The following is a 13,714-nucleotide window of genomic DNA, read 5'->3' as shown; positions in this document are numbered from 1 at the left end:
TGTGTTCGGTGTAGCCTCATGTTGCAGGCCAGACCTGCACCAGATTTACAGACACAGGGAAAACAATATGTCTATTTTGAAACGCGGCCTTAAAGGCGCTCCTGTTAAACGCCTTCAGGCGAAACTTGGTGTTACTGCCGACGGTGACTTTGGTCCCGGTACTGAAAAAGCACTGAAAGAATGGCAAGCTGCTAATGGCCTGGCGGCTGATGGCATTGCTGGTCCAGATACCTTTGCTGCGATTGGCTTGCCTGAATTGATCCTGCTGCGCAAAGGTTCACGTGGCGCGCAGGTTAAGAAACTACAAGAAGGCCTTGGCATTGGTGCTGACGGTATCTTTGGCACGGGTACGGCGAAATCTGTAGCTGAATTCCAAGCCAAGAACGGCCTTGAAGCTGACGGTATGGCGGGGCCGACGACCCTATCTAAGCTAACAACATTTGCAGATGTCGTGACTGAGAAAGTCGTGGAAATGGCCGCCGTGCAGCCCGACGAAGAGCACTTCGAAGCAGAGCCGCTGCCAGAGCTTGATGGTGTTGAAGTAGTTGCCTCAGCCGAAGCTGAAAAGGCTGAGCCGCCTAAATCTGCATGGGGCAAGGTCAAAGGCTGGTTTTCCTAACTGACCAATACATCCCCGCCGTATTATCGGCGGGGATGTTGTTCAGTAAGGGCTGTCATCCCCAGCTATAGTTGAAACTGACAGATATACGTTCGTCTTCTTCGGCCATGTTCATTGGCACCTCATGACGTAACCAGCTTTCCCATAACAGCACATCACCCACCGCAGGCTTCACATAGATAAAGGGCCGCAATTCTTCGCGAGCGCCTTTGACGCGGGTAGGGGCGGCCATCATCATGGGCAGTCGTGGATCTTCAAGCTTTAGCGCGCTCGCGCCCTCGGGCATAGCGACATAGGTTGTGCCGCTGATCACCGAATGCGGGTGGATGTGGCTGGAGTGCGTTCCGCCGGGCGGCAGGATGTTGATCCAGATATCCTCAAGCTTTAGTTCTTTGTCGCCAAGATCAAGTTCAAGGTCTTTGGCAAATGCCGCAACGTGCGCGTCGAGCGACTTCACCAGATCAGCAAAGATCGGAAAGCGCCATGGCAGGTCGGTGAGCGATGCGTAGGACGTGTAGCCGGGATAGCCATGTTCCTCGCACCATTCTTGGCCAGCCTCATCATCGTCAGCGATAACAAGGCAAGAGTTTTCCAGCTCGGCTGGGTCAATCGCGCCCTGCTCGGACAGGGCAGCGTGGTATAGGCGGGTCGCGAATAGCGATTTGATATTAGACATGCATCGGTTTTACCCCAGCATATAAGTGGTGGCGAGCGCTTTAGTGTTGCAAAATCGCTGCCCTTTGACCTACTCTACCTTAGGAGGAGTGAGTCTATGGCTGATGCACTGCTTGGCGGTATAATTATCAATGAAATCCTGATTGATCCGAATTCGACCACTGCGAATTATGATACCAATCAGGACGGAACTGCTGCTGATAATGATGAATTCGTCGAGCTTCTGAATACGAGTAATGTTGCTGTTGATATCGGCGGTCTGCAGCTTTGGGACTTGGGGGCGGGAAATTGGTTCACTTTCCCAGCTGGCACCATGCTGGAGCCGGGCGCCCATGCAATGGTCATGGTCGGATCCGAAGGGACGCCACTGACGGGTGGAATCAATGACTTGTTCTTTTACGCAGGCAGGGGCTCACCGCTGATTAACCAAGGTGGCGATAATATCGTTGTCTATGATCCCGGGAATGATGAATACATTCAGGCTGTGTATAATGGCGACGCCTTTGACAACCCGGTGGCGAGCTATACCGGATTTTCCGCAACAGCGGCCCTCGTGGGGGCTGGCGAAGACTTTGGCTCAGATATTGACGGCTTCTCGATCCAGCGCGAACCCGATGGTGCTGATGTTTTCAATAACGCGGCGACGCCCACGCCTGGTACCCAGAATATTTGCTTTACCGGTGGAACCGTCTTTGAAACCAAAGACGGACCCCAGCCGATTGAGCGGTTGCGGGTAGGGCAGATGTTGCTGACCCGGGATAATGATTTCGTCCCTATTAAATGGATCTGGGCACGAACACGCACTGCAGCCGAATTGAACGCCGATGAGCGCCTGCGCCCGATTGTCATTCGAAAGAATGCCTTGGGTAATGGGGTGCCAAACGCGGACTTGTCCGTTTCGCGGCATCACAGAATTCTGGTCGCATCAAAGATTGCGATGCGGATGTTCGGCCAGCCCGAGGTGCTTGTTCCCGCTAAGGATCTGCTGGGCCTTGACGGGGTGGATGTCGCATCGGGTGACGAGGCGGTGACCTACTATCATATCCTCCTAGAGGGGCATCAGCTGCTCTATGCCGCCGGAACCCCCGCAGAGAGCCTGTATTTGGGTGACGAGGCGCTAAAGGTTCTTAGTCCCGACGCCCGTGCGGAATTGTGCGCGATTTTCGGGGTGACAGACGCCGCACTCGGCAATATGGCGACACCGCCCATCCGCCCCTTCGCCGAAGGTCGCCGCGCGCGTCAGTTAGCTGCTCGCCACGCTAAGAATGCAAAGCCGCTGCTGGACAGTGTTGGCGGCACGCAAGCAATGTAATCTGAGCAGTGCAATGGAGGGTGTAAGGGCATTAGCCCACTTGCGGTGCCGCATCGTTAGAAAGCGATGCCTTTATGCCTCCATAGGGGTTGCTTTATTGGGGGATGAGGTCTAAACGGCGCACTTCTACACCCACTCCACCGGGAATCGGGTCACGCCTATGTGCGGCCTACCGGTGATGTTGACAAAGGAAAATGGCATGAACGCCAATGAACTGCGGGATAAAACGCCCGATCAGCTCCGTGAAGAGCTGGTGAACCTGAAAAAAGAATCCTTTAACCTGCGCTTTCAGCAGGCCACAGGCCAACTTGAAAACACTTCTGGTATCCGCGCTGCACGCCGCAACGCTGCCAAAGTAAAAACAATTCTGAACGAAAAAGCAGCTGCCGCTGCTTCGGAGGCTTAATCTATGCCTAAGCGTATCCTAGCTGGGGTTGTCACAAGCAACCAAAACGAACAGACAGTTACAGTATCTGTAGAGCGTCGTTACAAGCACCCATTGCTTCAGAAAACTATTCGTAAGTCCAAGAAATACCGGGCGCACGATGAAAACAACTCTTTCAACGTCGGTGATCAAGTTCGCATTCAAGAATGTGCACCGAAATCGAAAACTAAACGCTGGGAAGTGATCGCGTCTTAAGGCGTCCACCAACAGTTTAATCGAAACCCTGGGGCCCCGGACGGAAATCGGGAATACCTCATAGGTCGGAAGGAAACCAAATGATCCAGATGCAGACCAATCTGGATGTTGCTGACAACAGCGGCGCTCGCCGTGTTCAGTGCATCAAGGTTCTGGGTGGCTCACATCGTCGTTACGCGAGTGTCGGTGACATTATCGTAGTATCGGTGAAAGAAGCCATTCCACGTGGCCGCGTAAAGAAAGGTGACGTCCGTAAGGCTGTCGTCGTACGCACCGCAAAAGAAGTTCGCCGTGAAGACGGCACAGCAATTCGTTTTGACAGCAACGCTGCCGTCATCCTGAACAACGCTGGTGAGCCAATGGGTACTCGTATCTTTGGCCCAGTTGTTCGCGAACTGCGTGCGAAGAACTTCATGAAAATCATCTCGCTTGCTCCGGAGGTGCTGTAACTATGGCTGCTAAGCTCCGTAAAGGTGACGAAGTGATCGTTCTTGCCGGTAAAGACAAAGGTCAAAAGGGCACTATCTCGTCCATCGACCCGAAATCAGGCAAAGCAATCGTTGACGGCGTAAACATGGCTGTTCGTCACGTGAAGCAATCTCAGGCGACACAAGGTGGCCGCACGCCAAAGGCGATGCCGATCCAACTGTCAAACCTGGCAATCGTTGACAAAAATGGCAAAGCAACACGCGTTGGCTTCCGTATGGATGGCGACAACAAAGTGCGCTTCGCCAAGACAACAGGGGATGCGATCTAATGCTTGATACCGCAAACTATACCCCACGTTTGAAGTCTGAATACACTTCTAAGATTCGCGCAGCGATGAAAGAAGAGTTCGGCTATAAGAACGACATGCAGATCCCACGTTTGGACAAAATCGTCCTAAACATCGGCTGCGGTGCAGAAGCTGTTCGTGACAGCAAGAAAGCAAAATCCGCTCAGGAAGATCTGACAACAATCGCCGGTCAAAAGGCCATGACAACACGCGCTAAGAAATCCATCGCTGGTTTCCGTGTTCGTGAAGACATGCCTTTGGGTGCTAAGGTTACCCTGCGTGGCGACCGTATGTACGAATTCCTGGACCGTCTGATCACAGTTGCTATGCCTCGTATCCGCGACTTCCGCGGCGTATCTGGCAAATCTTTTGACGGTCGCGGCAACTATGCCACTGGCCTAAAAGAGCACCTGGTGTTCCCCGAGATCAACTTCGACAAGATCGATGAGAACTGGGGCATGGACATCGTCATCTGCACCACAGCGAACACTGACGCTGAAGCAAAAGCATTGTTGAAAGCTTTCAACATGCCTTTCAACAGCTAAGCGTTAGGGAGAGATTAGAAATGGCTAAGAAATCCATGATCGCACGCGAAGTTAAGCGTGAAAAGCTGGTGGCCCAGTACGCTGAAAAGCGCGCCGCGCTGAAGGCAATCATCAACGATAAAGAGAAGCCCGTAGAAGAGCGTTTCAAGGCAACCCTTGAACTGGCAAAACTGCCACGCAACTCTTCTGCAACGCGTCTTCACAACCGTTGTCAGCTCACCGGGCGTCCACACGCCTACTACCGTAAACTTAAGATCAGCCGGATCGCGCTGCGGGACCTTGGTTCCAATGGCGAAATCCCTGGCATGGTCAAGTCGAGCTGGTAAGGAGAGCATAAGATGAACGATCCTATCGGTGATATGCTGACACGTATCCGTAACGGCCAAATGCGCGGCAAAGCTACGGTGGAAACACCTGCTTCTAAACTGCGCGGTTGGGTTCTGGATGTACTTTCTGACGAAGGTTACATCCGCGGTTACGCTAAGAAAGATGGCAAAGACGGTCACCCCGCTTTTGCAATCGAACTGAAGTACTACGAGGGTACTCCTGTTATTCGTGAAGTGAAGCGGGTTTCTAAACCTGGCCGTCGCGTTTACCTGGGCGCCAATGACATCCCATCTGTCCGTCAGGGCTTGGGTGTGTCGATTGTCTCCACCCCTAAGGGTGTGATGTCGGATGCAAACGCACGTGCAGCCAATGTTGGCGGCGAAGTGCTCTGCACTGTATTCTAAGGGGATAACATGTCTCGTATTGGTAAAAAGCCGGTTGAGCTGCCCGCAGGCGTTACTGCCTCGGTTTCAGGTCAAACCGTAGAAGTTAAAGGCCCTAAAGGGACCCAAACTTTTAAAGCCACTGACGACGTGACCATCACTGTTGATGGTAACGTTGTTACTGTAGAACCACGCGGCAAATCCAAGCGCGCGCGCCAGCAGTGGGGCATGAGCCGCACAATGGTTGCAAACCTTGCGACTGGCGTTTCCGAAGGCTTCAAGAAAGAGCTTGAGCTGTCGGGTGTTGGTTACCGTGCACAGATGCAGGGCAACGTCCTGAAACTGTCATTGGGCTACAGCCACGATGTGAACTTCGAAGTGCCAGAGGGTGTCACAGTGACATCTGCAAAGCCTACCGAAATCACAGTGGAAGGCGTAGACGCACAACTTGTTGGTCAGGTCGCGGCAAACATCCGCGCTTGGCGTAAGCCAGAGCCTTATAAAGGCAAGGGTATCAAGTACAAAGGCGAATACATCTTCCGCAAAGAAGGCAAGAAGAAGTAAGGAACGCACAGATGGCAAACAGCAAAAGAACTCTGTTTCTGAAGCGCCGCATGCGCGTTCGGAACAAACTCAAGGGCGTTACAGCGAACCAAGGGCGTGCGCGCCTGTCAGTTCACCGCTCGAACAAAAACATCAGCGTCCAGCTGATCGACGACGTCAAAGGCGTGACAATCGCGTCTGCTTCGTCTCTCGAAAAAGCACTGGGCGTGGTTGGCAAGAACAACATCGAAGCTGCTACAAAAGTGGGCGCTGCAATCGCAGAACGCGCAAAGAAAGCTGGCATCGAAGTTGCTTACTTCGACCGTGGTGGTTTCCTCTTTCACGGCAAAGTCAAGGCTCTGGCCGAGGCTGCACGTGAAGGTGGCTTGAAGATCTAAGACAGCGTAGAGGGTCCCGGACATGTTCGGGGCCCTCTCGATGATCGAGGCCTGCAAAGGCACTGCGATCGACAAAATCGGTGCTATGCACCATTCATAAAAGGACGCCACATATGGCAGAACGTGAAAACCGCGGCCGCGGCCGCAATCGTGAAGAACAAGCTCCTGAGTTTGCTGACCGTCTGGTCGCAATCAACCGGGTATCTAAAACCGTAAAAGGTGGTAAGCGCTTTGGTTTCGCAGCACTTGTTGTTGTTGGCGACCAAAAAGGCCGCGTTGGTTTCGGTAAAGGTAAAGCGAAAGAAGTACCTGAAGCGATCCGCAAAGCGACTGAGCAAGCTAAGCGTCAGATGATCCGCGTTGCCCTGCGCGACGGCCGGACACTGCACCACGATATCGAAGGCCGTCACGGCGCAGGTAAAGTTGTTATGCGCACAGCCCCAGTTGGTACCGGTATCATCGCCGGTGGTCCAATGCGTGCTGTTTTCGAAATGCTCGGCGTTCAGGACGTTGTTTCTAAGTCGATCGGTTCGCAGAACCCATACAACATGATCCGCGCCACTATGAATGGCCTTTCTAAAGAGCAATCCCCACGCAACGTCGCTCAGCGTCGTGGCAAAAAGGTTGCTGACATCCTGCCAAAGCGTGACGAAGCACCTGCTGCCGCCACTGCTGAAGCTGCAGACGCGTAAGGAACCTGAACAATGGCAAAAACGATTGTTGTTAAGCAGGTGGGTTCGCCCATCCGTCGCCCCGCCAAACAGCGTGCTACGCTGATCGGTTTGGGCCTGAACAAAATGAACCGTACGAAAGAACTGGAAGATACTCCTTCTGTTCGCGGCATGGTTAACTCGATCAGCCACATGGTCGAAATCATCGAAGAAAAAGGCTAACGCCTTGCCCGGCTAGTCTGGGTTTTTTTGAAATGATTTAAAACGCCCTCGGGAAACCGGGGGCGTTTTTACGTTTGACCCATTCCTAAAGTCCGTATCGAAAGAATCGCCCCTTTGTGATCCGATCTCGTCACGCACGCACTGTGCGCATTCGGAACATTTAGAGGAGGATACTATGTCTCATAAACTTTCTGGGGGCTGCGACCATATTAAGACCTATTCTGATGCTGATCCCATCGACAACCACACCTGCCATTGCTCGGTTTGCAAGAGCGTGACCGGACAACCGACAACCCACGTTGCGTTCTTTAAGCATGGGGATATTGTCGTTGATGGATCAACTGAGCTGAAGCGCCAGCCGTTCAATGCGAACAACCCTGGTGGGCCGCTTGAGCTGTGTACATGCGGTGAATGTGGCACGCCCATTATGCTAGATGACAAGGAACGCCGCATTCGTGCGATTGTGCCGAACCTGATGGGCTATGACAGCTCGTTCCCGGCGGCGACATATCACGCGTTTTATGATCCCGCCACGGGTGAGCCCCGTCCAACCGATGGTCGCCCGGTTAGCGATGCGCTGCGGGCTGATTTCGTTTGGCCGACGCCTAGCTGAGCATTGGACACGCCCGAACTTTGGGGAGGGAAGAGGTTCGGGCGATGCCAAGTTCTTTCTGTATGCTGCAGTTGCGGCATTCCTATGCTGCATAGCGGCAATTCCATTCCAGCGTTTGTTGCATGGCTCTGAAACGCCTATCTTGAGGTCAAGGAATTCAACGCCCCGCGACTGACCGCAGCGCAAAAGGGGTATCGCTCGAGAAGGAAAAGACACATGGCATACGTTAATGCAAATCTACAAAACGCGACTGGCAACCAGTTTGGTCGCATGATCAACGACACAATCGCTGGCGTGAAAGCCGCCGCCGCCCGCCGCGCTGTATACCGCGAAGTTTTCGGCCAGCTGAACAACATGTCTGACCGGGATCTGGCAGATATCGGTGTGGCACGCATTTCGATCCGTGACGTTGCAAAACAGGCCGCTTACGGCGACGCATAAGTCATTAGTAAACTAGTTATGAGTTTAGGCGCCGGGTGAGTAATCATCCGGCGCTTTGTTTTGTGTGCGCGTCAAATGCGCGCGCCCTTTGGTTGAGTGCATCTTGCCTACTTGATCCAGCGTCACCATCAGTCTATACGCCGCTGGTCGGATCACGTTGACCCGACTCAATTTTAACGCCGTGTTTGACCGCTCCCGTCGCTGGGGGTCAGTTCCGGCAAAAGGAGAAGCGACATGAAACTGAACGAACTTCACGATAACGAAGGCGCAACGCAACGCAAGAAACGCATTGGCCGTGGTCCAGGTTCCGGCATGGGTAAGACTGGTGGCCGTGGTATCAAAGGTCAAAAGTCACGTTCGGGTGTAGCGATCAAAGGCTTCGAAGGCGGCCAGATGCCAATCTACCAGCGTCTGCCTAAGCGTGGCTTCAACAAGCCAAACCGCAAGGCATTTGCTGTTGTAAACCTTGGCCTGATCCAGAAATTCATCGACGAAGGCAAGATCGACATCAAAGCAGACATCACCGAAGATGCGCTGATCGCGTCCGGTCTGGTTCGTCGCAAGAAGGACGGTATCCGCGTTCTGGCAAAGGGCGATTTCAACGCCAAAGCTAAGATCGTCGTGACTGGTGCTTCTAAGGGCGCTGTCGAAGCTGTTGAGAAGGCAGGCGGTTCGCTGACTGTCGCAACTGTCGCAGCGGCTGAGTAAGGCTTGTGAGCGGCGGTAACGTCGCTTACATATCCTTTCAAGTTTTCCCAAACGCCGCCAACGGGGAACCGTCTGGCGGCGTTTAGCATGAAAAGAGACCCAAATGGCTTCTGCAGCAGAGCAAATGGCAGCCAACATCAGTTGGAGCGCGTTCGGTAAGGCGACGGAACTACGTCAGCGTATTCTGTTTACCATCGGGATGCTGATGGTTTACCGCCTTGGCACCTATATCCCCGTACCTGGTATTGATTCGATCGCATTGCGTGAGTTTATGGAGCAGGCATCCAGCGGTATTGGTGGTATCCTGTCAATGTTCACCGGTGGTGCGCTGTCGCGTATGGCGATCTTTACCCTTGGTATTATGCCTTACATTTCTGCCTCCATCGTGATGCAGCTGCTTGGTTCTATGTGGGAACCATTGAAAAACCTCAAAAAAGAGGGCGAGCAGGGACGTCGTAAGCTAACGCAATACACCCGCTATGGCACCGTGTTCTTGGCCACCGTGCAGGCCTATGGTCTTTCTGTCGGTCTAGAGGCTGGTGGCTTTGCTACTGATCCTGGGCTGTTCTTCCGCGCGTCATGTTTGATCACTATCGTTGGCGGCACCATGCTGTTGATGTGGATCGGTGAGCAGATCACCTCACGTGGGATTGGTAACGGGATCTCTTTGATCATCTTCGTTGGTATTATTGCTGAAATTCCAGCTGCCTTGGCGCAGTTCCTAGCTCAGGGCCGTTCCGGTACGATCAGCCCGCTAACCATTATTGGTATTCTGCTAATGGTCGGTTTGGTGCTGTTGTTCGTTGTCTTCATGGAACGTTCACTGCGTAAGATTCACATTCAATACCCGCGCCAACAGCGCGGCATGAAGGTCTATGACGGATCATCGAGCCACCTGCCGATCAAGGTGAACCCAGCTGGCGTTATTCCTGCGATCTTTGCATCAGCATTGCTGCTTCTGCCAACAACCATCAGCACATTTAGTGGCGGTACATCCGGCCCAGTTATGTCGACTATTCTCGCGCTGTTTGGCCCGGGGCAGCCGCTCTATCTGATCTTCTTTGGCGGTATGATCATCTTCTTCACATACTTCTATACCCGCGAAGTTGCGTTCAAGACTGATGAAGTTGCTGAAAACCTGAAAAGCCAAAACGGTTTCGTGCCGGGCATTCGCCCAGGTAAGAAAACGGCTGAATATTTGGATTATGTTGTAACCCGCATTCTTGTGCTTGGTTCTGGCTATCTTGCCCTTGTGGCGTTGCTGCCAGAAATCATCCGCGCACAACTGTCCGTACCATTCTATTTCGGTGGTACGTCGGTGCTGATCATCGTGTCGGTGGGTATGGATACGATCCAACAAATTCAGTCGCATCTCGTCGCCCATCAATACGAAGGTCTGATTGAGAAGTCACAGCTGCGTGGTAAACGTAGTGCAAACAAACGTAAGGGGCCTTCGCGTCGATGAACATTATTCTGCTGGGACCGCCCGGAGCGGGCAAGGGAACACAAGCACGTAAGCTTGTTGAAGAACGAAACATGGTGCAACTAAGCACTGGGGACATGTTACGTGCCGCGCGGACCAGCGGGACTGAAATGGGCAAGAAAGTCGCAGCCGTTATGGATGCTGGCAACCTTGTCACCGACGAAATCGTAATCGGCCTGATCCGCGAGCAGCTTGAGGCTGACAACGGTGCAGACGGTTACATCTTTGATGGGTTCCCACGTACATTGGCACAGGCTGATGCCTTGGGCCGTCTGTTGATGGACATGGGCGAAAACCTCGACTGCGTTATTGAAATGCAAGTGGATGACGAAGCGCTCGTTGATCGTATCACTGCCCGTTCGACTTGCGGCAACTGCGGTGAAGTCTACAACGATAACACCAAACCAATCCCAGCAGACAACAAATGCACCAACTGCGGCGCGTCTGATTTTCAGCGTCGTGCGGACGACAACGAAGAAAGCCTGCGTACTCGTTTGATGGCCTATTACAAACAGACTAGCCCGCTGGTCGGTTACTACTACGCCAAAGGCGATTTGAAATCCGTGGATGGTTTGGCCAGCATGGATGAAGTGGCTAAAAGCATTTCAGCGGCGTTGGCGTAAATTTCTCGAAATTTACGCGTCAGATGGATTTTCTAGAAAATCCATCGCTCTCGCTCAGGTGGGTTGACCCGATAGGAAATGCCCCCTAAACAACGCCATCCCGTAAGGGAATCATTAGATGGTTAATGGGTCGCACCCGTAAAGCTATCGACCACCTCGATATGACTTAAGCCCGGGCGCATCGCTTCGGGCTTGCGTTGTGAAAAAAGGGTCTGGAATGACGGACCCGCAACAAAAAAGGAATTGCACACGTGGCACGTATTGCCGGCGTAAACATCCCGACTGCAAAGCGGGTTCCAATCGCCCTGACATATATTACCGGTATTGGCCCAGCCAAAGCCGAAGAAATCTGTGAAGCTGTCAAAATTGACCGCGCACGCCGTGTTAACGAACTGTCCGACGCAGAAGTGCTGGCGGTTCGCGAATACATCGACGCAAACCTCACCGTTGAAGGTGACCTGCGTCGCGAAACACAAATGAACGTTAAGCGTCTGATGGACCTTGGCTGCTACCGTGGCCTGCGTCACCGTCGTAACCTTCCTGTACGTGGTCAGCGTACATCCACAAACGCACGCACACGCAAAGGCCCTGCAAAGGCCATTGCTGGTAAAAAGAAATAAGGAGGGTCTGACAGATGGCACGCGATACCAAACGCACCAAAAAGAAGGTCTCCAAGAACATCGCCGCAGGCGTTGCTCACGTGAACTCTTCGTTCAACAACACAAAAATCCTCATCTCCGACGTGCAGGGCAACGCGATCTCTTGGTCGTCTGCTGGCACAATGGGCTTCAAAGGGTCGCGTAAATCGACACCTTATGCTGCTCAGATGGCTGCTGAGGATGCAGGCAAGAAAGCACAAGATCACGGCGTGAAAACGCTAGAGGTTGAAGTGCAGGGTCCTGGTTCTGGCCGTGAAAGCGCACTGCGCGCACTGGCTGCTGTTGGTTTCAACATCACATCGATCCGTGACGTGACACCAATGGCGCACAACGGTTGCCGCCCACCAAAGCGCCGCCGCGTCTAATTTCACCCAAACGCTTTGGGGTCGTGCTATATGCACGGCCCCAATACGTCATTTTGAAACCTCGGGCGTTTGCCTTTTGGACATGAAGGCAGACAGGAATGGAGGGACACATGATCCACAAGAACTGGGCTGAGTTGATCAAACCAACTCAATTGGAAGTTAAGCCGGGCAACGACCCGATGCGTCAGGCAACTGTGATTGCTGAACCGCTCGAGCGTGGCTTTGGTCTGACATTGGGCAACGCGCTGCGTCGCATCCTGATGTCATCGCTGCAAGGTGCTGCGATTACTGCTGTGCAGATCGACAACGTCCTGCACGAGTTCTCTTCCGTGTCCGGTGTACGTGAAGACGTCACTGACATCGTTCTGAACCTCAAAGGCGTCGCGATCCGTATGGAAGTCGAAGGCCCTAAGCGTTTGTCCGTTCAGGCCAAAGGTCCTGGCGTTGTGACAGCTGCTGACATCTCAGAAACTGCTGGGATTGAAGTTCTGAACAAAGACCACGTTATCTGTCACCTTGATGATGGCGCTGATCTGTACATGGAACTGACCGTAAACACGGGTAAGGGCTATGTATCTGCAGACAAAAACAAGCCAGAAGACGCACCGATCGGCATGATTGCCATCGACGCGATCTACTCGCCTGTGAAAAAAGTTAGCTACGACGTGCAGCCGACCCGCGAAGGTCAGGTTCTGGACTATGACAAGCTGACAATGAAAGTCGAAACAGACGGTTCGATCACACCTGACGATGCGGTTGCTTACGCAGCACGTATTCTGCAGGATCAGCTGTCGATCTTCGTCAACTTCGACGAGCCTGAATCTGCTTCTACTGGTGCAGACGATGACGGTCTTGAGTTCAACCCGCTTCTACTGAAGAAAGTGGACGAGCTGGAACTGTCTGTCCGTTCGGCAAACTGCCTGAAGAACGACAACATCGTTTACATTGGTGATCTGATCCAAAAAACGGAAGCAGAAATGCTGCGCACACCTAACTTTGGCCGTAAGTCTTTGAACGAAATCAAAGAAGTACTGTCAGGCATGGGTCTGCACCTTGGCATGGACGTAGAGGATTGGCCGCCGGACAACATCGAAGATCTGGCGAAAAAGTTCGAAGATCAGTTCTAAGAATTTGGGTGGGCCTTCGGGCCCATCCGCACAAATGCCAGCACGGGCTGGGAATACTCGGACAATTCTGTCCCACTAACGGAGCAGGCGTCATCGCAGCGCAGGCCCATCATAAAACAAAATGGAGACTATCAAATGCGTCACGCACGAGGTTACCGCCGCCTGAATCGTACACACGAGCACCGCAAAGCGCTGTTCGCGAACATGGCTGGCTCGCTCATCGAACATGAGCAAATCAAAACAACACTGCCAAAAGCGAAAGAACTTCGCCGCATTGTTGAAAAGCTGATCACACTTGGCAAGCGCGGCGATCTGCACGCACGTCGTCAGGCAAACGCACGCTTGAAGCAAGAAGCTCACACAGCAAAGCTGTTTGAAATTTTGGGCCCACGCTACAAGGACCGCCAGGGTGGTTACATCCGCATCATGAAAGCTGGTTTCCGTTACGGTGACATGGCGCCAATGGCGATCATCGAATTCGTTGACCGTGACGTTGATGCAAAAGGCGCTGTAGACAAAGCACGTCTGGCTGAGTTCGAAGCTCTCGAGGATTAAGTTCTCGTCACTTCGTTGAAGTTTTGCAAA

General features: G+C 53.0%; 23 protein-coding genes. 22 read left to right on the top strand and 1 reads right to left on the bottom strand.

Annotation, left to right across the window (positions count from 1 at the left end):
* Positions 1-67 precede the first annotated feature (67 nt).
* Complete coding sequence (locus tag ACHUEV_RS07455) at positions 68-619, top strand: peptidoglycan-binding domain-containing protein (protein ID WP_394178513.1); 552 nt, start codon at positions 68-70, stop codon at positions 617-619.
* A gap of 55 nt (positions 620-674) precedes the next feature.
* On the opposite strand, the gene ACHUEV_RS07450 is transcribed toward ACHUEV_RS07455, so the two are convergent.
* Positions 675-1,295 (bottom strand): 2OG-Fe(II) oxygenase family protein, encoded by a 621-nt coding sequence (locus ACHUEV_RS07450; protein WP_394178511.1) that lies wholly within the window; start codon positions 1,293-1,295, stop codon positions 675-677.
* Between the two features lie 96 nt (positions 1,296-1,391).
* Between ACHUEV_RS07450 and ACHUEV_RS07445 the strand changes: the two genes are divergently transcribed.
* From ACHUEV_RS07445 to rplQ, 21 genes are all read left to right on the top strand, one after another.
* Entirely contained in the window at positions 1,392-2,606 is a 1,215-nt protein-coding gene (locus ACHUEV_RS07445; protein WP_394178509.1) for a Hint domain-containing protein, read from the top strand.
* A 199-nt stretch (positions 2,607-2,805) separates the two neighbouring features.
* On the top strand, positions 2,806-3,012 hold the full coding sequence (gene rpmC / locus ACHUEV_RS07440) for a 50S ribosomal protein L29 (RefSeq protein WP_090200179.1): 207 nt from the start codon (positions 2,806-2,808) through the stop codon (positions 3,010-3,012).
* Between the two features lie 3 nt (positions 3,013-3,015).
* Positions 3,016-3,246, top strand: coding sequence for a 30S ribosomal protein S17 (gene rpsQ / locus ACHUEV_RS07435; protein ID WP_394178507.1), 231 nt, complete (start codon positions 3,016-3,018; stop codon positions 3,244-3,246).
* A gap of 80 nt (positions 3,247-3,326) precedes the next feature.
* Positions 3,327-3,695, top strand: a complete 369-nt coding sequence (rplN, locus tag ACHUEV_RS07430; RefSeq protein ID WP_106358391.1) for a 50S ribosomal protein L14 — start codon at positions 3,327-3,329, stop codon at positions 3,693-3,695.
* A 2-nt stretch (positions 3,696-3,697) separates the two neighbouring features.
* On the top strand, positions 3,698-4,003 hold the full coding sequence (rplX, locus tag ACHUEV_RS07425; protein ID WP_394178504.1) for a 50S ribosomal protein L24: 306 nt from the start codon (positions 3,698-3,700) through the stop codon (positions 4,001-4,003).
* Complete coding sequence (rplE, locus tag ACHUEV_RS07420; RefSeq protein WP_394178502.1) at positions 4,003-4,566, top strand: 50S ribosomal protein L5; 564 nt, start codon at positions 4,003-4,005, stop codon at positions 4,564-4,566. Before rplX ends, rplE begins: the two co-directional genes overlap by 1 nt.
* A gap of 20 nt (positions 4,567-4,586) precedes the next feature.
* Positions 4,587-4,892 carry a 30S ribosomal protein S14 gene (rpsN, locus tag ACHUEV_RS07415; RefSeq protein ID WP_045997898.1) on the top strand — a complete coding sequence of 102 codons (306 nt, stop codon included), beginning with the start codon at positions 4,587-4,589 and terminating at the stop codon, positions 4,890-4,892.
* A gap of 12 nt (positions 4,893-4,904) precedes the next feature.
* Complete coding sequence (gene rpsH / locus ACHUEV_RS07410; protein WP_394178500.1) at positions 4,905-5,297, top strand: 30S ribosomal protein S8; 393 nt, start codon at positions 4,905-4,907, stop codon at positions 5,295-5,297.
* Between the two features lie 9 nt (positions 5,298-5,306).
* Complete coding sequence (gene rplF / locus ACHUEV_RS07405; protein ID WP_394178498.1) at positions 5,307-5,840, top strand: 50S ribosomal protein L6; 534 nt, start codon at positions 5,307-5,309, stop codon at positions 5,838-5,840.
* Positions 5,841-5,851: 11 nt separating this feature from the next.
* A complete protein-coding gene (gene rplR / locus ACHUEV_RS07400; RefSeq protein WP_394178496.1) occupies positions 5,852-6,217 on the top strand; it encodes a 50S ribosomal protein L18 in 366 nt (121 codons plus the stop codon).
* Between the two features lie 113 nt (positions 6,218-6,330).
* A complete protein-coding gene (gene rpsE, locus ACHUEV_RS07395; protein ID WP_106358396.1) occupies positions 6,331-6,909 on the top strand; it encodes a 30S ribosomal protein S5 in 579 nt (192 codons plus the stop codon).
* Between the two features lie 12 nt (positions 6,910-6,921).
* Positions 6,922-7,110 (top strand): 50S ribosomal protein L30, encoded by a 189-nt coding sequence (rpmD, locus tag ACHUEV_RS07390; protein ID WP_090194856.1) that lies wholly within the window; start codon positions 6,922-6,924, stop codon positions 7,108-7,110.
* A gap of 175 nt (positions 7,111-7,285) precedes the next feature.
* Positions 7,286-7,723, top strand: a complete 438-nt coding sequence (locus tag ACHUEV_RS07385; RefSeq protein ID WP_394178494.1) for a GFA family protein — start codon at positions 7,286-7,288, stop codon at positions 7,721-7,723.
* A gap of 216 nt (positions 7,724-7,939) precedes the next feature.
* On the top strand, positions 7,940-8,164 hold the full coding sequence (locus tag ACHUEV_RS07380; RefSeq protein ID WP_394178492.1) for a DUF1127 domain-containing protein: 225 nt from the start codon (positions 7,940-7,942) through the stop codon (positions 8,162-8,164).
* 234 nt (positions 8,165-8,398) lie between these two features.
* Positions 8,399-8,872: a 50S ribosomal protein L15 gene (rplO, locus tag ACHUEV_RS07375; RefSeq protein ID WP_394178490.1), complete on the top strand. Its 474-nt coding sequence runs from the start codon at positions 8,399-8,401 to the stop codon at positions 8,870-8,872.
* A gap of 124 nt (positions 8,873-8,996) precedes the next feature.
* Positions 8,997-10,337 carry a preprotein translocase subunit SecY gene (secY, locus tag ACHUEV_RS07370; RefSeq protein WP_394179253.1) on the top strand — a complete coding sequence of 447 codons (1,341 nt, stop codon included), beginning with the start codon at positions 8,997-8,999 and terminating at the stop codon, positions 10,335-10,337.
* On the top strand, positions 10,334-10,978 hold the full coding sequence (locus ACHUEV_RS07365; protein WP_394178488.1) for an adenylate kinase: 645 nt from the start codon (positions 10,334-10,336) through the stop codon (positions 10,976-10,978). The genes secY and ACHUEV_RS07365 overlap by 4 nt, the downstream gene beginning before the upstream one ends.
* A 251-nt stretch (positions 10,979-11,229) precedes the next feature.
* On the top strand, positions 11,230-11,598 hold the full coding sequence (gene rpsM / locus ACHUEV_RS07360) for a 30S ribosomal protein S13 (RefSeq protein WP_045997919.1): 369 nt from the start codon (positions 11,230-11,232) through the stop codon (positions 11,596-11,598).
* A 14-nt stretch (positions 11,599-11,612) separates the two neighbouring features.
* Complete coding sequence (gene rpsK / locus ACHUEV_RS07355) at positions 11,613-12,002, top strand: 30S ribosomal protein S11 (protein WP_008236527.1); 390 nt, start codon at positions 11,613-11,615, stop codon at positions 12,000-12,002.
* Positions 12,003-12,112: 110 nt separating this feature from the next.
* Positions 12,113-13,129, top strand: coding sequence for a DNA-directed RNA polymerase subunit alpha (locus ACHUEV_RS07350; protein ID WP_394178485.1), 1,017 nt, complete (start codon positions 12,113-12,115; stop codon positions 13,127-13,129).
* Between the two features lie 135 nt (positions 13,130-13,264).
* A complete protein-coding gene (gene rplQ / locus ACHUEV_RS07345; protein ID WP_394178483.1) occupies positions 13,265-13,684 on the top strand; it encodes a 50S ribosomal protein L17 in 420 nt (139 codons plus the stop codon).
* Positions 13,685-13,714 lie beyond the last annotated feature (30 nt).

The sequence above is a fragment of the Yoonia maritima genome (assembly GCF_043641945.1).
GTDB lineage: Bacteria > Pseudomonadota > Alphaproteobacteria > Rhodobacterales > Rhodobacteraceae > Yoonia > Yoonia maritima_B.
This window is presented reverse-complemented; position numbering and strand designations above follow the sequence as displayed.